22 protein-coding genes and 2 pseudogenes are annotated in these 20331 nt (G+C 51.9%); 7 read left to right on the top strand and 17 right to left on the bottom strand.

Annotated features, from left to right (window positions below; all coding sequences use genetic code 11):
- Window positions 1–193: helix-turn-helix domain-containing protein (locus KJA68_RS05430; RefSeq protein ID WP_213035919.1), on the bottom strand; the 193-nt coding region annotated here is incomplete at its 3' end.
- A 68-nt stretch (window positions 194–261) separates the two neighbouring features.
- Here KJA68_RS05430 and KJA68_RS05425 point away from each other — a divergent pair.
- Window positions 262–696 (top strand): annotated as a pseudogene (locus KJA68_RS05425) (type II toxin-antitoxin system YhaV family toxin).
- A 231-nt stretch (window positions 697–927) separates the two neighbouring features.
- Here KJA68_RS05425 and KJA68_RS05415 read toward each other — a convergent pair.
- Window positions 928–1248: a helix-turn-helix domain-containing protein gene (locus KJA68_RS05415; RefSeq protein ID WP_213035917.1), complete on the bottom strand. Its 321-nt coding sequence runs from the start codon at window positions 1246–1248 to the stop codon at window positions 928–930.
- Window positions 1235–1711 carry a type II toxin-antitoxin system RelE/ParE family toxin gene (locus KJA68_RS05410; RefSeq protein WP_320412104.1) on the bottom strand — a complete coding sequence of 159 codons (477 nt, stop codon included), beginning with the start codon at window positions 1709–1711 and terminating at the stop codon, window positions 1235–1237. Before KJA68_RS05410 ends, KJA68_RS05415 begins: the two co-directional genes overlap by 14 nt.
- Window positions 1712–1776: 65 nt before the next feature.
- Here KJA68_RS05410 and KJA68_RS05405 point away from each other — a divergent pair, with 65 nt between their 5' ends.
- The 3 genes from KJA68_RS05405 (at window position 1777) to KJA68_RS05395 (ending at window position 4137) form a co-directional block, all read left to right on the top strand.
- Window positions 1777–2193, top strand: coding sequence for a hypothetical protein (locus KJA68_RS05405; protein WP_213035916.1), 417 nt, complete (start codon window positions 1777–1779; stop codon window positions 2191–2193).
- Between the two features lie 280 nt (window positions 2194–2473).
- Window positions 2474–3640, top strand: coding sequence for a papain-like cysteine protease family protein (locus tag KJA68_RS05400; protein ID WP_213035915.1), 1167 nt, complete (start codon window positions 2474–2476; stop codon window positions 3638–3640).
- A gap of 173 nt (window positions 3641–3813) precedes the next feature.
- Window positions 3814–4137, top strand: a complete 324-nt coding sequence (locus tag KJA68_RS05395) for a DUF190 domain-containing protein (protein WP_213035914.1) — start codon at window positions 3814–3816, stop codon at window positions 4135–4137.
- A gap of 407 nt (window positions 4138–4544) precedes the next feature.
- Here KJA68_RS05395 and KJA68_RS05390 read toward each other — a convergent pair whose 3' ends face one another.
- Together KJA68_RS05390 and KJA68_RS05385 are read right to left on the bottom strand one after the other, a co-directional pair.
- Window positions 4545–5057: a GNAT family N-acetyltransferase gene (locus KJA68_RS05390; RefSeq protein ID WP_246487077.1), complete on the bottom strand. Its 513-nt coding sequence runs from the start codon at window positions 5055–5057 to the stop codon at window positions 4545–4547.
- Window positions 5036–5308 carry a type II toxin-antitoxin system TacA family antitoxin gene (locus KJA68_RS05385; protein WP_213035913.1) on the bottom strand — a complete coding sequence of 91 codons (273 nt, stop codon included), beginning with the start codon at window positions 5306–5308 and terminating at the stop codon, window positions 5036–5038. The genes KJA68_RS05390 and KJA68_RS05385 overlap by 22 nt, the downstream gene beginning before the upstream one ends.
- A gap of 349 nt (window positions 5309–5657) precedes the next feature.
- Here KJA68_RS05385 and KJA68_RS05380 point away from each other — a divergent pair, with 349 nt between their 5' ends.
- Complete coding sequence (locus KJA68_RS05380; RefSeq protein ID WP_213035912.1) at window positions 5658–6797, top strand: Fic family protein; 1140 nt, start codon at window positions 5658–5660, stop codon at window positions 6795–6797.
- A 198-nt stretch (window positions 6798–6995) separates the two neighbouring features.
- On the opposite strand, the gene KJA68_RS05375 is transcribed toward KJA68_RS05380, so the two are convergent.
- The 9 genes from KJA68_RS05375 to KJA68_RS05335 form a co-directional block, all read right to left on the bottom strand.
- Window positions 6996–7958, bottom strand: coding sequence for an ADP-ribosylglycohydrolase family protein (locus tag KJA68_RS05375; RefSeq protein WP_213035911.1), 963 nt, complete (start codon window positions 7956–7958; stop codon window positions 6996–6998).
- Between the two features lie 118 nt (window positions 7959–8076).
- Window positions 8077–9471: a HEPN domain-containing protein gene (locus KJA68_RS05370; RefSeq protein ID WP_213035910.1), complete on the bottom strand. Its 1395-nt coding sequence runs from the start codon at window positions 9469–9471 to the stop codon at window positions 8077–8079.
- Between the two features lie 140 nt (window positions 9472–9611).
- Window positions 9612–11972: a TOTE conflict system archaeo-eukaryotic primase domain-containing protein gene (locus KJA68_RS05365; RefSeq protein WP_213035909.1), complete on the bottom strand. Its 2361-nt coding sequence runs from the start codon at window positions 11970–11972 to the stop codon at window positions 9612–9614.
- Window positions 11973–12000: 28 nt separating this feature from the next.
- Entirely contained in the window at window positions 12001–13284 is a 1284-nt protein-coding gene (locus tag KJA68_RS05360) for a type I restriction endonuclease subunit R (RefSeq protein WP_213035908.1), read from the bottom strand.
- Window positions 13166–14191: a restriction endonuclease subunit S gene (locus KJA68_RS05355; protein WP_213035907.1), complete on the bottom strand. Its 1026-nt coding sequence runs from the start codon at window positions 14189–14191 to the stop codon at window positions 13166–13168. Before KJA68_RS05355 ends, KJA68_RS05360 begins: the two co-directional genes overlap by 119 nt.
- Window positions 14188–15168, bottom strand: a complete 981-nt coding sequence (locus KJA68_RS05350; protein ID WP_213035906.1) for an Abi family protein — start codon at window positions 15166–15168, stop codon at window positions 14188–14190. The genes KJA68_RS05355 and KJA68_RS05350 overlap by 4 nt, the downstream gene beginning before the upstream one ends.
- A 241-nt stretch (window positions 15169–15409) precedes the next feature.
- Window positions 15410–15880 (bottom strand): type I restriction-modification system subunit M N-terminal domain-containing protein, encoded by a 471-nt coding sequence (locus KJA68_RS05345; protein WP_213035905.1) that lies wholly within the window; start codon window positions 15878–15880, stop codon window positions 15410–15412.
- Between the two features lie 760 nt (window positions 15881–16640).
- Complete coding sequence (locus KJA68_RS05340) at window positions 16641–16973, bottom strand: type II toxin-antitoxin system RelE/ParE family toxin (protein ID WP_213035904.1); 333 nt, start codon at window positions 16971–16973, stop codon at window positions 16641–16643.
- Window positions 16974–16981: 8 nt separating this feature from the next.
- Window positions 16982–17227 (bottom strand): ribbon-helix-helix domain-containing protein, encoded by a 246-nt coding sequence (locus tag KJA68_RS05335; protein ID WP_213035903.1) that lies wholly within the window; start codon window positions 17225–17227, stop codon window positions 16982–16984.
- Window positions 17228–17287: 60 nt separating this feature from the next.
- Between KJA68_RS05335 and KJA68_RS05330 the strand changes: the two genes are divergently transcribed.
- Window positions 17288–17449: a hypothetical protein gene (locus KJA68_RS05330; RefSeq protein ID WP_213035902.1), complete on the top strand. Its 162-nt coding sequence runs from the start codon at window positions 17288–17290 to the stop codon at window positions 17447–17449.
- A gap of 73 nt (window positions 17450–17522) precedes the next feature.
- On the opposite strand, the gene KJA68_RS05325 is transcribed toward KJA68_RS05330, so the two are convergent.
- The 3 genes from KJA68_RS05325 to KJA68_RS05315 form a co-directional block, all read right to left on the bottom strand.
- Window positions 17523–17717 carry a DUF6900 domain-containing protein gene (locus KJA68_RS05325; RefSeq protein WP_213035901.1) on the bottom strand — a complete coding sequence of 65 codons (195 nt, stop codon included), beginning with the start codon at window positions 17715–17717 and terminating at the stop codon, window positions 17523–17525.
- Window positions 17718–17889: 172 nt separating this feature from the next.
- The gene (locus tag KJA68_RS05320; protein ID WP_213035900.1) at window positions 17890–18447 is read right to left on the bottom strand and encodes a hypothetical protein; all 558 of its coding nucleotides are present in this window, start codon (window positions 18445–18447) and stop codon (window positions 17890–17892) included.
- Between the two features lie 862 nt (window positions 18448–19309).
- Entirely contained in the window at window positions 19310–19567 is a 258-nt protein-coding gene (locus tag KJA68_RS05315) for a hypothetical protein (protein WP_213035899.1), read from the bottom strand.
- Window positions 19568–19593: 26 nt separating this feature from the next.
- Here KJA68_RS05315 and KJA68_RS05310 point away from each other — a divergent pair.
- Window positions 19594–20111: pseudogene (locus KJA68_RS05310) on the top strand (integrase core domain-containing protein); the annotation flags it as partial.
- Window positions 20112–20331 lie beyond the last annotated feature (220 nt).

Genomic DNA, 20331 nt, shown 5'->3' with positions numbered 1-20331 from the left:
GCCCTGCGGGCTTGATGGCTGGCCAGCCGCCTTGGCTGTACAAATCAAGCACCTTGCGCACTGCCGGGTAGCTCAAGCCCGACATCTGCACCAGTTCCATGACCTTGAAGCCCCTTTTGTGCAGCCGGATCACTTGCTTTCGCCTCTCGTGCAACTGTTCCAGCGTTTGGTATCGCGCGTCTTCTTTTTCCATGCCTGGTTGGAGACGACTAATACTTAAAAGTTCAATCTTTATAAGGCCGGATCAATAGTGATTCATGGATGGACGGTTTTTGCACATCCGCTCTTTTCCTCGCACAGGTTGAAGTGCTGGCACAGCAGGTTGAATCCATCAAGCAAAAGGATCCGGTCGGATACGTGAAGAAAAACGCCAGCAAGCGACTGGCGGCCCTCACGAAGTTGATCTTCAATATCGTCCCGCAAGATCCGGCCCGACCGGAGTACCGGCAAGGCGGCACCCTTGGCAACGATCACAAGCACTGGTTCCGGGCAAAGTTCTTCCAGCAGTACCGACTATTCTTCCGCTACCATGCACCCAGTAAGGTGATCGTGTTCGCTTAGGTCAATGACGAGGACACCAAGCATTCCTACGAAAGCAACGACGACGCATACCGGGTGTTCCGCAAGATGCTCGAAAGCGGCCATCCGCCCGATGACTGGCGCCAGTTGCTGGTCGAGGCCAGCGCCGAGGAATAACGCCTGCAGCAGTTCGCTGCTGGTATGATGTCATAGACTTGGTGTGGATCAGTGTCCAGTTTGCCGTGGAATGCGTGTCCAGTTTGTCCCGGAATTCGCAACAGAATTCCCACTTCTGCTTAAAAATTAAGCAGAATACGTGGATTACCTGGTCAAAATTCAACCGGTACAAATAAGCTTATCTGGCCAAATTTCAACCGGCACCAACACGTAAGAGTAAAAAGCCAAAAATCAGACAAAAATCACGCTGGTGCGGCCGGTGGTGCGAGAGCGGGACGGCTTGCGCACCACGATTTCGACATCCCGACCCAGCCGATTCATGCACTCCAACAGCTTGGCTTCGCTGATACCCCGAAATTGGCCACGCAGCATACCCGAAAGTTTTGGCTGCGGCATACCGAGAATCTCGGCAGCCTGGACTTGAGTGAGATGACGATGTTTGATGATTTCGCAGATCTTGGCGGCCAGGGTCGCCTTGACCTGCATCTCAGCAGCATCGGGTAAACCTAGATCTTCGTAAACATTAGGTGATCCTTTTTCAATCTCGATCATTTTGAGCTCCTTTGGCATGCGCTTGCGCAGCCTTCAAACGTTCCCGAATCAATTCCATGTCTTGCTTCGGTGTTTCAATCCCTTGCTTGGACTTCTTATGAAAGCAATGCAACACGTATACAGAGTTAGCGATCTTGACCGTGTAAACCGCCCGATAGGTGTCGCCCATGTGGTCTTCCACCATCTCCAGAACGCTGGCGCCACCAAAACCCTTCAGGGGCTTGGCCTGCTCGTGCTTCTTGCCTGCCTGTGCCTGATACAACGCAAATCCGAATGTGTCCACCACATCAGCGGGCATCACGAGCAGATCCTTCTTCGATGAACCCACCCAGAGCAGAGGTTTAAGGCGATCAGACATCTGCAAATTATATCCATTTAGGACTAAAACACCAACCCATGACCGGCTTTCCTTTGCACATCTGATGAACCCACTGCCCAGGACAATCGCGCTCGTTTCAAGCATATGTCATTGCCGCATTGAAAATTTTACACTATGCTGTCGTCGTTTGACCTAACTTGGCCATCAATATGCCTACAAGCTTCATTCCATGGACACTGGTAAAACGTGGAGTCAACAGGCAGGTCATCACGCCACTGGATGCGCCGCAGGAATTTCAGGAGGAAGCCACCTGGGAGCGGCAGGCCCGCGAGTCATTGCAGGACACCGCACTCATGCGCGCGTTCGAGCTGGCATATCACTGGCAGCGGTTACTGGACGGGCAATGGGTAGAATCGATAGCTGAAATCGCAAAGGCCGAGGGATTAGATATTACACAGGTGCGACGCATCATGCGGCTGACATTGCTGGCCCCGGAGGTTGTGGAAAGGCTAACAGGGTCGCCTGACTTCTTGCTGGAGCAGGTGATGCGCAGGATCTGGTCAGATGATTGGTGCGAGCAGATGCAGATCATGCGATTATCTGACCAAGGCCAGCAGGTAGATTAGAACCACACCCGTCCTCTGCCATTCAAATTTAACTGACCAATCTTCGACGGAGATAAGCGCTCGTGTTTTCTTAACACCTGCGCTGCATATTCCCACACAAGGTGACGTAAGAGTCTTGCTTAGCTGCCATGAACAACCAAGCCTATCATTCAGTGCATACTTAAAATTACCATAAAATATTCTGTTATGTTGGATAACGTACAGAACATTGAGCATACCTGAGTAATTATACACATCAAGTTGAACTTATTCAATATTTTCTTAGCAAAAGGAGTGAGACATGCTCGCATCTGAATTCATATCGGTGACAAGCCGACCATACAGCTCTCTATTAAGGGAACTATTTATATTAGGAAGACTTTTTTCAGCGAAGCATCTGCCTTTTAACATGCAGGCACAGACTCAATCCAACTGGTGCTGGGCCGCCACGTCAACCAGTGTTTCGCACTTCTATTGGTTCCTTAGTCCGTGGACACAATGCCGCGTCGCAAATGGAGAATTGAACCATAACGATTGTTGCAATAGCCCAGTCCCGTCGCCGTGTAATGTTCCGTGGTATCTCGACAAGGCGTTGACGCGCACTAACAACTTTGTCAATATCACAGGGCAAGTCAGTTTTCAGCAAGTGCGCGATGAAATTGACGCTGGGCGGCCGGTTGGCGCAAGAATTGGCTGGGGCGGCGGAGGCGGCCATTTCATGGTGATCTACGGCTACAGCGTTGCAGCCGGTGTCGAGTACTTCGATATTGATGATCCTATCTACGGCAAGACTCATCTTACAGTATCAGATTTTTCTACTAACTACCAAGGCAGCGGAAATTGGACACACACCTATTTCACAAAGAGTTATTTCAAAATGCCCCCTATTAAAATATTGATTCCGAATGATCCCATCCTTCGCCGGATCTGGGAAGCACGTCCGCTATTGCGCATGAAGCAAGATACAACATTCACTGGAGAGATTCGCGACATGGGACAAGAATCACATGCAACTCTTGGAATGGCTCAGCGCATATACTCTCTTGGATTGGATTCTTTGATCGCTGATCATCACCCTGAACTGAAGCCGGTGGGTCTCCGTGTTTATGAAATGTCCGAAGATATGCCTCAAGCCTTCTTTGATGTCACCGAAGAAGATGAACCAAGACTATTGCAAATGTCGATGTCGAAGAACCACCTTGAACCATTTGTGCGAGGTCTCGCGCAAGCATTGAGTACAGCCGAAAAATCTAACCAGGAATGTGAATTGAGATTGTTGCGCGTGCCTGCACTCAATTTCGAGGCGCTTTGGCTTAGTTTTGAAGGCGAAGCCAAGGACGTACTTGTACCATTGCGCGCCGTTGGTCGGTTGACTCCGCACAAGATCATTCATCTTGACGAGGCCTACGATACGTTGCGCGAGGCCGCGCGAGCATTGCCTAAAATGGATGACGCGATGGGTTCCTAAATTTACTGAAACTCTAGAACCTAGCTAAATAATGGTAAATCGTCCGGTTAAACGGGGTAACTCCAACTTCACCCCGAACCGCTACACACTTGGTTCAAAACCATCGTGTGGCGTAGCTCTGGCAAGCATCGCTTTTTTCCAATGGCTGAAATTAAATTGAGAAAGGCTGTTACATGAATGGATACCAGGTCACATTTTTCACTCAACAGGACCGCCGTCATCACGGAAAACCACTGGCCGACTGGCTTATGCTTCTGGCAGGAGAACTGGGTTTGCGCGGAGCCACACTGATCCCAGCAAGCGAGGGAATTGGACATCACCATCGTTTCCATTCAGCCCATTTCTTCGAGTTGGCAGACCAACCTTTATCCGTGGTGATCGCAGTTACAGCCGAAGAATGCGACCGCCTGTTTGATCGGCTAAAGTCTGAAGACGTACGCATTTTCTATATCAAAACCGCTATCGAATTTGGTGTCCTTGGCAACGAAAGTGCTTAACGTAGGTGCAATCAAGTCGCACGACAATCCTGGTTGAACTGAGTCGCATTCTTGATTCTTGCAGGTTTCTTCGCTGTTTCCTCGCTCGATCGCCCACGCTAGAGCAAATTTCGATTACAACCTGCAACCTATAACTCATTGAGTTAAAAAGAATCTACCTCGCGGACGCTCGCGAGACTAACAGAGAAAACAGAGAACAGAGAAGCCAAGAATGGGGTACAAATGTTGGTTTGGATGGAGTGACGCTCGCGAGGCCATACGCAGAAACCCCGCCATTACAGGCATCCCAGGCAAAAAAATCCCAACTGATAAAGGTTGGGATTTTACTTATCGGTGGTGGAGTGGCAACCGGTGTCAAACCCATTCTCATCAACGCGTGCTAACCGCTGATAACCTGCGAGAAAAAATCAAGCTTTGACGGTATCCAGGCGTAGCATCAATGTCATCGGGTGTTGCGGTGACTCCTGAAATCCATAGTGCTCATAGAATTGCCTTGCATGTTCGTGGAGCGCATGAACAAGCAACGCACGCACCCCAGCGTTTCGGGATACGGCGATGGCGCGATTCACCGCGTCTTGCAGCATGGCCGCACCAAGCTTGTTGCCCTGCACCCGACGGTCTACCGCCAGTCTGCCTAGCACCATGACGGGAACCGGATCAGGCATGTTGCGACGAACCGAACTGGTCGCCAGTTGGTGAGAAACCGCGCCAGCCGCTAGCGCGTAAAAACCTCTCACACGATTTTCCTCGTCCACAACCACGAACGTCCTGCTGGCTCCTGTGAGCTGGTTGCTCATCGCGCGGCGTTTCAGCCACTCGTTCAGAACGCGTTCACCACATTCAAAATCATTTAACAGATGTATGGCGGCAAGCGGCTGGGGGATGGATAACACCAAACTCATGGGTTGTTGTTTATCCATGGTGCCTTGACTGCCATCAGTCGTTCCAGGCCCTCATTAGAAGTCGGTGGCGCATCAAGCATATCAGTAAACTGCTGGAACTTGTCCGCATCCAAACTGAAGAAAACCTGATCAAGCAACACTGACTGCGCACGCTCGCAAGCGGCTTCCAGCATAAAATCGGAACGGTTTTTGCCTAACAGGCTGGCAGCGTGATCAATGAGATCACGCTGCTCCGGCAAGGCACGTAAATTAATAGTAGCAACACGCATGGAAAACCTCCCGCATAAATACTTATAGACAGATGCATAAATAATAGTATTGCGTATATCTATTGTCAATACATTGCCAGTGGATTTCAGCTCCCCTTTCATAGAACACGATTGAACTCTAAATATGTCCGGTAAAGCGGGGAAACTCCAACTCCACTCCAGTTCCGGCAACATCAACCGATGTGCATTTCCGCCATACAAGTTTCGTTCATCACCCCGATAAAAAACAGACCCATTTACACCTATTTCGAGATGAACAGGATGCCGTGCGGAGAAAGGCGATCCTATTCACCGCATTGTATGCAGCGAATGCCTTGCGCATGCCGGGAATACAGCCCATAATCTCCGCATGAATAGCGACGATTACAAATACATCTGGCAGGCAAGTGACTGGCCCAACTGGCGCTTCGATCTGACTGCGCTGGCCGGTCCCATGGCCGAGGTCAGTCGTGCCCAAGGACTCTTGATAGGACGCCTAGCCGACGTGGGCATGGCCCTGCGCGATCAGGCGAGTCTGGCGGCACTCACCGAAGATGTAGTCAAGACCAGCGAGATCGAGGGCGAGCAGCTCAACGTCGAATCCGTGCGCTCGTCCATCGCCCGCAGGCTGGGCGTGAATATCGGTGCCTTGGCACCAGTCGATCGCCACGTTGAAGGCGTGGTCGAGATGGTGTTTGATGCTACTGCCAACTGCCAAGCACCGGTTTCTCGGGAGCGTCTATTCGGCTGGCATGCCGCGCTGTTTCCCACCGGCTACTCCGGTCTTGCCAAGATCAAGGTCGGCGGCTGGCGCGACGATGCCAATGGTCCAATGCAAGTGGTGTCCGGCCCCATTGGTCGTCAGCGGGTACATTTTGAAGCGCCGCCCGCCAATCGCCTTGAAGCCGAAACCAGCCGCTTCCTCGACTGGTTGAATGGTTTATCGAACGAACCCCCGCTGCTCAAAGCCGGCTTAGGCCATCTTTGGTTCGTCACCTTGCACCCGTTCGATGACGGCAATGGCCGTATCGCCCGGGCCATTGGGGATTTACTGCTGGCGCGCGCCGATGGCAGCCCGCAGCGATTCTACAGTTTGTCGGCGCAGATCCAACGCGATCGCAAGGCCTACTACGACATCCTGGAGCGGACCCAGAAGAAGTCGATGGATATCACCGAGTGGCTTGCCTGGTTCCTCGACACGCTCCATCGCGCCATTGATCAGGCACAGTATACCCTCGACACCGTATTGACAAAGGCGAGGTTCTGGCAACGCTGGGCGACCACACCGCTCAACGAGCGACATGTGAAGTTGTTGAATAAGCTGCTCGACGGCTTCGAAGGCAAGCTCACCAGCAGCAAGTGGGCAGCCATTGCCAAGTGCTCTCCGGACACGGCCCTGCGCGACATCAACGACCTGCTTGCGCGGGGCGTGCTGCGGAAATTAGATGCGGGTGGGCGCAGCACAAGCTATGTATTGGATGAGCTGCAAAAGAGGAGCGCGCATGAATAAAGACGTCAACGGCGATGGGTGTAAATCAGCGTGCAAACTTTCCAGATTAGGGGTGGAAACAGCGTCCAATAGTTTCCACTGTAAATTCCGTTACAAACTGGACACTGATTCCAGAACATACTGGACAGTAAGATAGAGACGTAGTGATGCGCGGGATGTAAGGCCAGAATCTAGCAAGTCATCGACTATTCTGGGGCTTCATAATTTCATTTTGTTTCCATCTACCAACTGCTCCGCCAAATCCAATGCATCTACCGGCCAGAAGCACCCTGGACGCGGGCGGTGGACACCGGGCTGTCCGGCCTTGGGGCGGCATTTCAAGACCCGGTCGACCCATTGGGTGGGTATGGCGTCCAAGCCGTGCACAGCACCCAAAAGCGCTCCGCAGATGGCTGCGTTGGTGTCGGTGTCACCTCCACGCATGACGGTATCGACAACACCGTCTTCGAGATTTGGCGCATAAAGAAGCTGATGCAGCGCATTCTGAAAAGCGATTAACACCCAGCCCTGCTGATGGACATAGTCCACTGGTGACTCATCGGCTGCCTTGTAAATGGCATCCAGCAAAACGGGTTCAACGGTCATGTCGACCGCCCACTGCCTGATATTCTGGTAAAGCTTCCCGGCCTCACAGCCGGATGCAATGGCGTTAGCAATTGCCATGGTGAAAAGCGCATTGGCCTGCAGACACACCGGGTTGGGGTGAGTTAGTGCAGCGTCCTGCATGGCCCAGTCGCCCACCGTTTCCAATGAGTAATTAGCTCCAAAGATGCCCAAAGGACTAATCCGCATCATGGCCCCGTTGGACTGGCTGTCATGTTTCGGACACCCTCGAAGGCCAGCGGAAATGGTCATGCCGCAATCAAAAGGATCGGAGTCAAGCCAAAACTGATAGAAATTAAGCGCGATATCGGGATCATAGGTTCCAGCTTCTACCAGCATTCGGGCCAGAATCAGTGCCATTTCCGAATCATCCGTCGGCTGACCGGCAATGGTGTTCCATGTGCCGCCATCGGCCAGTTCCCGCACGCCGTCCGGGTAGCTGCTGCGGATCTCCTCCGGCGACTGGAATTCAACCATGCTGCCAAGAGCGTCTCCGGCGAGTTGGCCAAGGAAGCAGCCATGCGCTCGGGATAGCTGCTTTTGTTTTTTTGTTGGCATCTACTAGTCCCTAGCAATCAACCAGCACTTTGAGCAGATCCAGCATATTCGAGAAACGCACATTCAACTGCTAACCAAATTTTATTTTCACAAAATTTGCAGGCACCGTCCAATTTGCTTAAATCCGATCTAACATAAGCTCATCCCAATCGGGATACTGACCTGCCTCGATAATCTTTCGTATAAGCGTAATGCATATCTGCTCACCCAAACAAACTGAAGTAGAAGCTTTGCGAATACGATCTTGATCTTTTTCAGAACGTGGAATTTTTGCACGTTCGATTATCAATTCCCCATGCGCCACCTTGCTGCGAAGATTGTAAAGATCTTTCAATATATTATAATTATAGCGTTTTTCTGTGGGTGTGCCTTTTAATAGCAATGTTCCTCTAACCCGAAGTAAGTACGATATCGGGGCATCATGTTCGCGGTCTTGGGTCAGCAGCGCCTCCACTGCGATCCCAAGGTCAATCGCTGCAGCTTCGATGGAGTGATGTGCTCGCTGCCGTCTTCCTTGATTTAACCGGCTTAGCGGGATCTTAAGCCGCTTACGAGTATGCAGGTCTAATGATTGATAGCGCCGCACCAAATCTTCAATTTCAGCGACCGGATAATCTTGCGGGTCGATCGCAATGTAGAATGGTTTGTCATTGGTGGGGCCGGTATAACCACATATCGTGCCCACTAACGGCAGGTTAATGTCAGGGCGCTGATACCAATGACCAAGCGGAAAAATTGGTCGATTCGTACAAAGCGCAACAACCATAGCCAGTTCCTCTGCGCTATTGTAAATGGAGGTGCTCTCCGTCTCCATCTTAAATGGTCCGTCCATCATTTTTTGTGCCGCTTCTGCAAATTCTGCCTGCCTCCCAGCTTCATCCGGATTCATCAGTGCGATCAATATCAGTTCACATGGAAGGCTATTCGCCCTGCCAGCATCGGACGCCAGTTTTTCATACAAGGGACCATGGACAGTTTCCTTTACGATTGCAGCTCCAGGCCGCGCAAAGGAATTTGCAATATCGAAGGAATATGGATGCCTCTTTTTTCCAGTAAATAAATCCTTCAGTCGAGACGGCGGCAGGTCTTGAATTGGCACAATCTTCATACCCTCACCAAGATCAATACTAACTCTTGGAGAAATGCCCCATATCGGAACAATTTCGAGTAGCGGACTTTCGTTCTTCTCGATAACTGCCATAAGCTCGCCAACACAATTCATTGATGGGCGTGTGCGCGCCTGAGCCAATAACCAGTGAGCAATTGAATCAAGTGAAATTACTGCCTTATCAGAAGGTGAGTGATTAGCAATTCCACCTTCCAATTCACGGAATATTGGAACGCTACGCAGTGCCGTAACCAGAGACTGCAGATTTTGGTCCGACACCGATACCCTATGTTTCCGTGCAAAAATCACATCCGCATCCTCCTCAAATCTCGAAGCTTCTTCCGGATCCTGAACAAATGGAATTAAATTATCAAGATGTTTAGCAATCGCATCCAAATTCTCCAAAATTGGCTCCTTCAATATAAGGCTGACTACTTACCGTGATGTGAAACCCATCCATCCATACGGAGAGGCATAGGCTCTGATTAAGAGATATCGATTATCTAATTTCACATATATTCATTTTTTCATTCATACCGTTATCATCAATCTTCCAATTTCTGTTCAGCCATTCGATATCCCATTGCCCGATATCCCCTCTGACGTTTTTCCCACATTCGCAGCAACGCCGGGTGGCCGGTGTCAACGAAATCGATGATGCGCACATTGGTTTTACTGGCATGTTCGCGATGCAGGCGGCCGGCATACTGTTGCAACGTACCTTTCCAGGAAACGGGCATTGCCAGCACCAGAGTATCGAGAGGCGGATGGTCGAAGCCTTCGCCAACAAGCTTGCCCGTGGCCAGCAATGCGCGCGGCGCATCGGATGGCAAGACGTTTAATGCCATTACCAACGTCGAACGCTGTTTCCTGGACATCCGCCCGTGCAGCATAAACAGCTCCGGAATCAAAGATATCAGTGCTGCCCGAATGGCATCGAGATGTTCTGTGCGCTCTGTGAGTACCAACACCTTGCGACCTTGCTGGAAAGCGTAATGAACTTCGGCAGCGATGGCTTCGGTCCTACCCTGATCATTGGCAAGATACCGAAACACATCCTGGATACCCGCGTCGGCCTGCAGATCAATCCGTGAGAATCGGGAGCAAGGCACAACTTCAAGATCGTGTGGAGCTCCGGCTGGTTTGGCAGCCGCATGTCGGATTGGCCCACATTGCATAAAGATGATCGGCTGCTGCCCATCACGCCGAATCGGTGTGGCCGTCAGGCCGATCACGTATTTCGCCTTCGTTCGTTTCAGAATAGCATCGAAGGAAACGGCTCCAACATGATGGCACTCATCCACGATCACCTGTCCGTAGTTTTCGACCAGTGCACTAACCTCACCTCTCCGGGAGACTGACTGCATCACGGCGATGTCGATTTTACCGGTGGGCTTGGCCTTGCCGCCGCCGATGGCGCCGACAACACCTTTACCGACGCCTAGAAAAACCTGCAGGCGTTCTTGCCATTGCTTGAGCAGTTCGGTTCGATGCACCAGCACCAGGGTGTTTATCCCCCGACGTGCGATCATCGCGGCAGCGGTAACTGTCTTGCCGAAAGCAGTCGGAGCGCACAGCACACCGGTGTCGTAATGCAACATGGCCGAGACTGCGGTTTCTTGGTCAAGCCGCAGGGTGCCAGAGAAGGCTACGTCAATCGGCTCACCGCCGTAGCGCTCGTCAGACAAATTACAAGAAATATTGTTTTCGCGCAGCAATGCCAGCGCCGCGTCAAGGCAGCCGCGTGGCAAAGCAATGTGCTGGGGGTAGTTTTCAGCATTGCAGATGACACGCGGCTTGTCCCATACCGCCATCCGCATCGCCTGGGCCTTGTAAAACTCGGGGTTCTGAAACGCGGCCAGCCGGATGAGACGGTTGGCCAGTGCCTGCGGCAATTGCGCCTTCTCGAAATAGATGAGATTGGCCAACGTCACGGTCAGTGATTCCGGCAACGGTCCGGCCAGCTTTTTGGTCGATGTACGCTCCTGTTTCCAGGGCGTTGCCAGGTCTTCATCATCAATGAAGGAAACATCCAGGGGATGCACGCCACCTGTAGCGCGCAGAATAGTTGGCTCAATGTCATGGGCGACCATCGGCTGGATCGCTGCGAGGAAAGCCCACTGGTCGGAATACGGACGCAGATTGGCATCGACGAACACGCTGCAGCCGCTTTCGCGGGGCCATTTCTGTTGTGGCAAAGCAATCAAATTACCGAAGCCGCCTTTGGGCATCGTATCCTGATTGGGAAACAGCCGGTCATAGGATTCCAGTTTTAGTTGCCGGGTGCGCGAGCAAGTGTGACTGATGATGGCTGCACCCAGGCGCCTGGCATCGCGGGCTAAAACGCGGCTGTCAAAGAATACCCATATATGTGCACCTTTACCGGACCGGGAAATTTCCAGCGCAGCAGGCACCCCCAGTTCTTCGCAGGATTGCATGAAGGCAAGAGCATCCTCCCTCCAATCGGCCTCGTCAAAATCGGCAGCCAGAAAATAACAGGTGTCATCTTCCAGAAGTGGATAGACACCGACCGTGTGTTCGCCAGCCAGATGGCGGTAAATCACTGCATCGGACAATGGTATCAGCTGGTGGTTGTTGCAGTCTCCACACTTGATACGTGGTTTCTCACAGATTCCAGCACGCCATTCATTGGCACAGGCAGGCCCGTACCCAGACTTGCCGGTACTCTTGCTTTCCCAACGGATGGGGTAAACATCGGTACGTCCACGAAACAGTCGCCGGAACAACGCCACTTTTTCAGCAGAAGTCAGTCTGGACAATTCTAAATCACGCGCCACCGGTACAGCTGAAGGAGACAACCGCCACTCAATGTTGTGAGATTCTAGCAACGCAATCAGTCGGGCGTTTTCCGCCTGAAGTGTCTCCAGCGTGTCAGGCGGGCTCATAGTTCAATCTCTGACGACCAAAACACCGTCACTCACCTCCGTCCACCGATTTCTGCTGCGTGTGAACTGCTTCAAAAATCTCCCGTGCCAGAATCGGAAACGCCGTGCGCTGGAAATCGCCGTCATCCATGTAGCGGGTGACGATCTTGTCGTTTTCGGCCATGCGCTGAATCATCAAGTCCTCAATCAGCTTGCGCACCCCGAGCTGGAATTTGTCCAGCGGATTGGCCATGGCGGTTTGAATGACGTGACTGTTGCTGGTAGCGCGTACCTTGATCTGATCAAAGAACAGCCGATCCTCTTCGGTGAAGGTGGTACCGAAGCGCTCGTTGAGCACCTGGATGATTTCGGATAGCGGTGCCTTTTCTTCCTTGGCTTTGCCGGTACCGACATCAGTGGGGCTGTAAACGCCTTCCGGTTCTCCCACCTTCAATTCAATCGGGCCGCTAGAAACTCGCTGCAAGCGGTAATATTGCAACTCCACCTCGTTGCCGATCCTGACTACCGTGTTATCCCGGTCAAGAGGCAAGTGCGGCAGCAGGAATCGCCCATAGCTGTAAAGCATTTCCAGATCGGGATCGGCATAAGGCAATATCTGGCTCAGAAAGGAATACATCCGCACATAGCCACCCAGCTTATCTCGGAAGGAAGAGCGCACTTCGTCGTCCTCAATCGCCTTGAAGCGATCTACCGCCGGCTGGAGGTGACGCTGCATGTGGGCGTGGTCGGCTGGATTCTGCCGATCCGGCTGGCGGTAGAAAATGCGCGCAAACGCTTCAACCTCGCTCCAGTGATAAATCTGCAGCTGATCCAGCTCGTGCTTGATGCTCGGCAGCATCTCCGGATTGGCTGATTCCTGCAGGCTGGTGGAATCGAAATACGGCTTGAACGCGGTGTAGATATCTTCCGGTTTGTTGACGAAATCCAGAACGAAGGGTTCGTCCTTGCCGGCAATCTTTCGATTCAGGCGCGACAAGGTCTGAACTGCCTGCACGCCATCCAGCCGCTTATCCACGTACATCGCGCACAGCAGCGGCTGATCAAAACCTGTTTGATATTTGCTGGCCACCAGCAGTACCTGGTAATCACTAGAACCGAAACGCTCGGGTAACTGGCTTTCCGGGATGGATTTTCCGGTGACGGCATCCGGGTTCATGCCAGGTTCGGTATATTCAATGCCTGTATCCGGGTCTTTAACGGTTCCGCTGAAGGCCACCAGAGAACGGATGTCGGCGTACCCCTGCTCCTGAATGTAACGCTCGAATGCCAGCTTGTAGCGCACCGCCTGAATTCGGCTGGCCGTGACCACCATTGCCTTTCCACGCCCACCGAGCTGGTGCCGCACATGTTCGCGGAAATGTTCTACCATCACTTCCGTCTTCTGCTCGATGTTGTGCGGATGCAATTCCTTGAATTTGGCCAGAGCCTTCGCACCTTTTTTCTTCGGGATAGATGGGTCGTCCTCGACCGTTTTCACGAACTTGAAGCCACGGATGGCCAGAATTTTTAATCTCCGGATTCGGCTCCAGCCCCGCAGCCTTGGCGGCTTCGGGTGGCAAGCCACGGGTAACGGTACGGGCAATCAGGGCGCTGCGCTTTTCCTTGAGTTTGTCGATGAGCTGGCGCTTTTTCGCGATGAGTTCATCGATCTGTGCGGTTTTGGCGTCGAGGAAGCGGGCGATGGTTTGTTGTTCGTCAATGGGTGGAAGGGGGATGAGAAAGTCCTTTGCAAATTCAGGTGGAACGCGCTTTTGGCCGCCCGCACCGTACATCTCAAACTCGCCCAACATCCTAAATGTGTGTGATATTGTCAGATAAAACAAAAAATGCTTGTCGAGGCGATTTCCAGTACGAAGCACGTGCAGTTCCGTGGTGCCAAACCCGACACCGTTTTTCAGATTTTGAGCGAGGGCTCCCTTACCGTTTTCAAAGCAAGGAGTAATCTTAGCAACGACGACATCGCCATCCTCAAATGCTGTATACCCTGCACTGATTTCTTCAAGCAGTCTAGTGCGTTCGAGGTTCATTCCTCCATACTCACCGATGGCATCCATGGGCACGAACGAGACTTCATTCACTCCATCCAGCTGGCGCACCTGGCGAGACGGCGGATTGACCATCATCACGAAGCGACCTCGGATTTGACCCCATATCTCAGGCAGCACATTCAACCAAGCCGCCTTCGCTGGTTTATATTTCTGGTATGCAACATATTTCATGCCATTTTCTCCTGCCTGGCACCATCCACAGCAATTTTCCAGAAATCTTCCTTTTCCCAATCCAGTGGAAAACCCATATGCGGGCGCGAAACATGTGGATAGCGGTCCAGCAAGGCCGCCAACCGTTCCGCCCAGCGACTTTCCGGGCAAACTACCTGCAGCAAGGATTCGATCACGACCAGTTGCAAATAAAGGCGACGGCGCGGATTCAATGTTTGTCCTGGTTGCGCATGGGCACCGGTGGCAATGGCATCGGGGATGGCTGGCCAGTAAGCCGGCATTCTTCTCGGCATTTCTGGCCGGCTGCCAAACTCACGGTTCCATACCCGCGCATGGTGTACGCAGACATTGCGCAAATCGGAGAGACTGCGAAACCATGACTTGAGCAGCGGGAACTTCCAGCCAAAATGCGTCTCAATGCGCTGGGTATCTTTGGCTTGCCGCAAGTTGGCAAACAGCATGGAAACCTGTTTAAAAGTCAGCAACTCAACCGCCATCCAGATCGGCGGTTGTACCGGTGCAGCGGTATATTTGCTGCGGTAGTGCGCCAGAAAAGATTCAACCTCACGCTCCCCGGCAGCCTTTTCCAACATATCCAATAACCAGCCATGGTCATAACGGCTATCAAACAAGTCAGCATCAAGATAACCGTGCGGGCCATGATGTTCCGCAAGGGTGTTGGTCAACTGGGCACGCAGTGCTACTTCAAGCCGTTCAATGGCATCGAGCAGTAACAAGCGCAGTTCACGGTCAAATACATACAGACCCAGCACATCGTCAAAATCGGTGCCATGCAGGAAATGATGTTCCGGTTCATTCGGGATATAGAACGGGCGAGTGTAGGCAGACAAGCGAAAGTAGCTGATATTGCGGAAGTAATGCCTGGATCTGGCTTCATCATTGATGTTTAGACCACGGCTGCGCAGCATGTCGAGGTGCTGATCAACCGAGTAGGCAGGCTTGTCGAAATGGCTCACCGGCAAACCCCGGAAACAAAAAACCCGCCAAAGTGTGCATCGTGGAGAGGCATGGCGGGTGTGTTAGGATGAATTCTAGCTGTCGTTGCAGCAGCGGTCAAGATACCAGAAGTAACTCCCCTGGTGCGCATCGTTGAGGGGCGTGGAGGGTATTGTTGCACAAAATTGTACGCAAAAGTATAGCAAAACGCCAGAAAAAATCGGACTGCCTGGCCCCAGGGAGGGTTTGGCGCGCGCAGCATCATTCCGTGACCTCACCCAAAAGGCGCACGATATCTGCCTCCAGCGCCTTGATTTCCTTCTCAATCACGGCCAGCTCGCGCGGAGACTCATAACGGTAGAAGTGACGATTCAGCGGAATCTCGTAACCATTAATGTAGCTGTTGAAATTAGGTGCAAGGTTGCTGGGGTCGTCTAGCAGGGAGTTCCGTCCCTGTTGCGATGGTGCAAACTCCAGCTTTGAGAGATTGTAGAACGGATAACCGGTGGCCGACTGCATCACACTGCGAATGATACTTTCGGGCTTACCTTTGTACTGATTGAATACTTGCAGTGCGTTACCCTTGGTCGGAGCCAGCAGGCAATCAAAACGGCGCAGTACGGTGAGCGGCAAGATAACCTTCCGATATTCATTACGCTTGTATGGCCCGCGCAGCAGGTTACAGATGCTCCAGATGTCATTGGCAAGCTGGCGGTGAGTTTCTGTGTTCATTCGATCGTTCCGTATTCTGTTCGGTAGCCATTTCGATAGGCTGCGTTCTGCGGGTGTTCTTCTCAATGGTCACCAAACCATAGCCTTCGATCACGAGCAGCCTGCATGACAGGTTGCTCATCTTGCGCCGGGTTAGATTGGCAAGCTCGGTCAGTCACTTGGGTTTGATACCGTGTAATTGCGCAACAAAGCACGGTTGTCCTCCAACTGCAAGGTCACGATGGTGCACATGGATGGATACCGAACGGTTAGCACGTATACCCACGAGCCGAGACTACTGGCATATCTGGGCGACGAATATGCAAACAATACAGCTCTTCATCAAGAGTCACCAGATATATCTAATAATAATTATTAAAGTATATCAATGTGGAACAACTATAGAAAGCACACCGGGTGTTAATGGCTGCGTGTGCGCCAGCAAGACAACGACTGCAGTTGTATAGGACTGGTCCGGTGGCCATTTTGCCTGTTTTCAGCGTCCACTCGGCCGATACCCTCCTGACATTGAGTTTTCCTGCTTGGCCGGTTTCATGCGATTGGGGTGCAAACCTGTGAACCCGATACGCACCGTGGTTCGCCATCGACGTTCTCTACCGTCCCGTACACGACAGCACTGGCGCGAGACTCGGCTCGCTAGCCGGGGTTATTGAGTGCAAACTGCAAGCCTTGCTTTTCAATCTCCGGTGGCAAGATACTACGCTCACACACCCGTGTTGGAATGTCGCCAGCAAAACCCCTTTTTACCCAGAACGATCGGTCAGCCGGTCAGATCTGGTTCCTGCATCCACAAAGGAATATCGCGCTGTCCATGGAGCACACGCCAGACATCGACATGATCTGAACGCACAACGTAGAATACCCAATACGGGTAGCGGGTCAACGGCCAGACACGTAGGCCGGGTAAATTGAGCTCGTGCGCGTATCGCATAAATCCCATACCAGGATAGCGGCCAATATGGGCGTAAGCACGCTCCAGCGAGTTGATAAAACCTAGCGCTGCTTGCTCAGCGTCTTCTTCCAGATAGTAGGCAATGGCTTGGTCAACATCCCGAATGGCCTGCTCACGGGGAACGACTGGCTTGACCTTCACTTCACCCCTTATACGCCAACCCTTGCGGCTTTGCGCACCCGGTCTCGCAAATCTTCGAAGTAAGTCCCATCAGCCGGAGCAGTAGGTGCAGTGGCAGCACCCGCAAGCAGTAATCCTCGCAATTGCAACCGATCCTGATCTTTACGGATCAGTTCGCGCACGTACTCACTGCTGGTACTATAGCCGCGCTGGCTGACCTGTTCATCGACAAAGGATTTCATGGTATCCGGCAGAGATATATTCATTGTGCTCATGAAACTAGGGTAATCATTTTGGCAAAATTTAGCAATCCCATCCCAGCCGAATCCATTATCATGTTGAAAGTTGATGAGCATTCTCCATGCTCACCTTCCCAGCGCTGCGTCGGGGTGGTGGGGTTTGGGGTGAGTCATGATCTTCTCCGGTTGGGTTGTGTGATGGACACCATGAACCCTCTTCCGTCACCCAAAGACAAGCAATTTATGGATGAATGTTGATCAGCATCATGAAGTTTCCATCTATTCTCCGGTATCCGGAATTCCAGTTCGGATGAGGTCAGTGATACGGGTTTCATGATGCCTCCCCTTCCCTTGCTACCTGTCTGCCTGCTTCAAAAGCGGCCTGCAGGGCAGCCTTTACCTCCCACACCGCGACATCGTGGAAGTCCAGCCGGTCGCTGTAGCGGGTATCCAGCGTTTGGATGTCAAAGTGTTTTTTTGCGATCATTTCGATGATCTGGTCTGTTGTTTGACGGGTCTGGTTCATTTGCATCTCCTGTAGGTTCATGACTGGAACAGGCACAGTAACGCTCTGTTCCATCAGAAAGACAAGCGATCTCCGGGAGAATGTTGATCGTAATCATGAAGTTGTTCTTTAATTCCTGGGTTCCTGCATTCCATTCCGGACCAGCTAGCAGGACCGGAATTTCCAACAGGAATCAGCCTGCAGTACAGCCATCCCTCTTTCGCTTCATCGCTTCGGACATTTCATTGAGCAGGGCTGCAGACGCAATGTCAATTTCGGCATGAATGGCGGCCACATCGCCCTGGTGCACAGCGATCGCAGGCGCCAGGCGGTCAGCCAGACTTTCCAGCAGGTAGCGGAATGTACTGGCAAATTCTGCGAGGACGTATTCCACCTCTGCCCGTTCCACTAAAAGTCCTGCTGCCCGGTCCAGTTCAAGGTTGGCGATTTCGGCTTTGGCCTTTTGCAGCCGGTAGGTTTCCAGCTTGAGGGCGGTTCCGATTTTTTCCAGGGCGGGAGTAGAATGAACGGGGGAACCTGCCTGCATGCGCATCGCTTTTTCCGTCGCATGGCGGTCGATCTGTGCCTGGGCCTGTGGGTGGGGATTTTCTGTTGCGGCCAGGCGGCGTCTCGCTTCCTGAACATCGATACGGCCATTGATCACTTCAATTCTCCCGGCATCCGCCCATTTGGTAACGGTGCCTTTGTGTACGCCCAGCAGGCGGGCAAATTCGCTTTTGGATACGTTCATTTTGCTTTTGGATGGTACATGCATGGTGAGTACTGAAAGTTCTGGGTTGGTTTTCTGTGCAGTTACAGCAGGATCCAAGATCTGCCGGGATGTTTTGCCTGACCGATTAAAAGTTGCCGAGTTGCGGCAATAGTTGCCTATGCACGGCAACTTTACCCTAGGGGAACCTCGCGGTGCGAAATACCCTCTATAATCAATTGCCTGGGAGGACCCGTTGGGGGGTGGGGTTGGTCAATTCATTTAAACGATATGTATTGTTTAATGAGATCACACTATCTCCCTCCTGTCTTAGCCCAATCGCAAAGCAGCCTGGATGCATCCCCGATCTCTACCTGCGCCATTGGGGGAAATATCCAGTTGGGTCGTCAACGGTAGTACAGGTGGAACAGAAGCATGATGATTCCGGCAATGCGTGAAGCACCGTATCATGGTTCCAGCCTTTGGCGTCTTTAGAAGGGAGATGGGCAGTTCCTCAGAGGTAAGAGGTACAGGGATATTTTTTCCATTCCTGCTCTTTTTTATAGTGGAAAAAAACTCTGCGTGGGAACCCGCTTGGTCATCCGCGCCAAAACCCCCAAAGATTTGACCCGCCCTCCCCCTCTGGACCTTGCTCTGTCATGGTCAGGTCGGATAAGAACCTAGAGTAAAAGCCTGCCCACAGAACAAACAATAAATCACGTTACAGGAGGTCGAGATAACTTCAATTATGGTATAAATCATATCATAAAAATCAAGATTTGTTGCAAGTGCATTTCCTACCAAAACGGACAAACTGGGCAAAGACTGGACAATCACGCCAAGGATTACCCTCCTTGACTCTTTAATTTGCAAGGCACGGTACGAAGATTTAACTCATCTGCAATTACCTGCAATGCTCTCTTCCATCGCCGCCAAGCCGTAGTACGGTCACAGCCAACACGGCAGCAAACACTGCCTGGCTCACATGGGCCTGTTCGTGCAGTGACTTGATCTTCTGCAGGGCCGTCTCGTGGATATCGAGATAGCACAAGGCATCGAACTCGCCCATACGCCGCTTGCTGATCAATCCGGCTCCGTGCAACCCGCGTGCGGTTTCATGCATCTCATCCAGAATTCGGCTCTTACGCTTCGTCGTTGTCATTACATACCTCCACAATCTCTCCGGCTGTTAATGCGGCTGGCCGGATTTATCAGCAGATTTTTGTCGATACCTATTCCAAGGTGGCATTTGCCAAGTTTTACACCACCAAGACACCAATTACTTCCGCAGACCTGCTCAATGACCGGGTGTTGCCGTTCTTCGAAGAGCAGGGATTGGGGATGCTGCGCATCCTGACCGATCGCGGTGCGGAATACTGCGGCAAGGTGGAGCAACACGATTATGAGCTATTCCTGGCAGTGAATAATATTGAGCACACCAGGACCAAGTCGGCATCGCCACAGGCCAATGGCATTTGCGAACGCTTCCACAAAACCATCCTGCAAGAGTTCTACCAGGTTGCGTTCCAAGGAAATTTTACCTGACATTGAAAGAGTTGCAGGATGATCTGGATGAAGAGCTGCATTACTACAATCACCAGCGTACACATCAAGGCAAGATGTGCCGTGGCAGAACACCCATCGAAACCTTGATTGCCGGAAAGGAGATTTGGAACGAAAAAATTGATAAACTGAACTCGATCTAACAGTCACCGCACAACTCAAAATCGGTAACTGTCAGATGAAGTCTAAACTACTACATTTTACTGCTTTAGAAGTTGCCAGGTGGGTTCTTTGAATCGCCCCGGGTTTCGTGGAGGCTATTTGGTTTAAGTTCATGCCACCGTAGCGGCCTGTTTAGCGAGTTGCCGATAGTAGTTTACCTCAGCTTCTGCGGGTGGAATATACCCGATTGGTTCCAGCAAC

Origin of the sequence: Candidatus Nitrotoga fabula (genome assembly GCF_905221025.1) — a bacterium.
Taxonomy (GTDB): Bacteria; Pseudomonadota; Gammaproteobacteria; order Burkholderiales; family Gallionellaceae; genus Nitrotoga; species Nitrotoga fabula.
Note: the sequence above shows the minus strand (reverse complement) of the source record. Positions and strands in the feature narration are given on the sequence as shown.

Excerpts from the sequence above, each read along its gene's own strand:
- KJA68_RS05315 (WP_213035899.1), bottom strand. The coding sequence starts at position 19,567 with ATGACAACGACGAAGCGTAAGAGCCGAATTCTGGATGAGATGCATGAA.
- KJA68_RS05385 (WP_213035913.1), bottom strand. The coding sequence starts at position 5,308 with ATGCGTGTTGCTACTATTAATTTACGTGCCTTGCCGGAGCAGCGTGAT.
- KJA68_RS05405 (WP_213035916.1), top strand. The coding sequence starts at position 1,777 with ATGCCTACAAGCTTCATTCCATGGACACTGGTAAAACGTGGAGTCAAC.
- KJA68_RS05355 (WP_213035907.1), bottom strand. The coding sequence starts at position 14,191 with ATGAAATATGTTGCATACCAGAAATATAAACCAGCGAAGGCGGCTTGG.
- KJA68_RS05335 (WP_213035903.1), bottom strand. The coding sequence starts at position 17,227 with ATGAGCACAATGAATATATCTCTGCCGGATACCATGAAATCCTTTGTC.
- KJA68_RS05360 (WP_213035908.1), bottom strand. The coding sequence starts at position 13,284 with ATGGTGGTCACGGCCAGCCGAATTCAGGCGGTGCGCTACAAGCTGGCA.
- KJA68_RS05330 (WP_213035902.1), top strand. The coding sequence starts at position 17,288 with ATGTTGAAAGTTGATGAGCATTCTCCATGCTCACCTTCCCAGCGCTGC.
- KJA68_RS05375 (WP_213035911.1), bottom strand. The coding sequence starts at position 7,958 with ATGCCAACAAAAAAACAAAAGCAGCTATCCCGAGCGCATGGCTGCTTC.
- KJA68_RS05395 (WP_213035914.1), top strand. The coding sequence starts at position 3,814 with ATGAATGGATACCAGGTCACATTTTTCACTCAACAGGACCGCCGTCAT.
- KJA68_RS05320 (WP_213035900.1), bottom strand. The coding sequence starts at position 18,447 with ATGAACGTATCCAAAAGCGAATTTGCCCGCCTGCTGGGCGTACACAAA.
- KJA68_RS05410 (WP_320412104.1), bottom strand. The coding sequence starts at position 1,711 with ATGCTTGAAACGAGCGCGATTGTCCTGGGCAGTGGGTTCATCAGATGT.
- KJA68_RS05365 (WP_213035909.1), bottom strand. The coding sequence starts at position 11,972 with ATGAGCCCGCCTGACACGCTGGAGACACTTCAGGCGGAAAACGCCCGA.
- KJA68_RS05415 (WP_213035917.1), bottom strand. The coding sequence starts at position 1,248 with ATGATCGAGATTGAAAAAGGATCACCTAATGTTTACGAAGATCTAGGT.
- KJA68_RS05325 (WP_213035901.1), bottom strand. The coding sequence starts at position 17,717 with ATGAACCAGACCCGTCAAACAACAGACCAGATCATCGAAATGATCGCA.
- KJA68_RS05390 (WP_246487077.1), bottom strand. The coding sequence starts at position 5,057 with ATGGATAAACAACAACCCATGAGTTTGGTGTTATCCATCCCCCAGCCG.
- KJA68_RS05380 (WP_213035912.1), top strand. The coding sequence starts at position 5,658 with ATGAATAGCGACGATTACAAATACATCTGGCAGGCAAGTGACTGGCCC.
- KJA68_RS05345 (WP_213035905.1), bottom strand. The coding sequence starts at position 15,880 with ATGAACACAGAAACTCACCGCCAGCTTGCCAATGACATCTGGAGCATC.
- KJA68_RS05400 (WP_213035915.1), top strand. The coding sequence starts at position 2,474 with ATGCTCGCATCTGAATTCATATCGGTGACAAGCCGACCATACAGCTCT.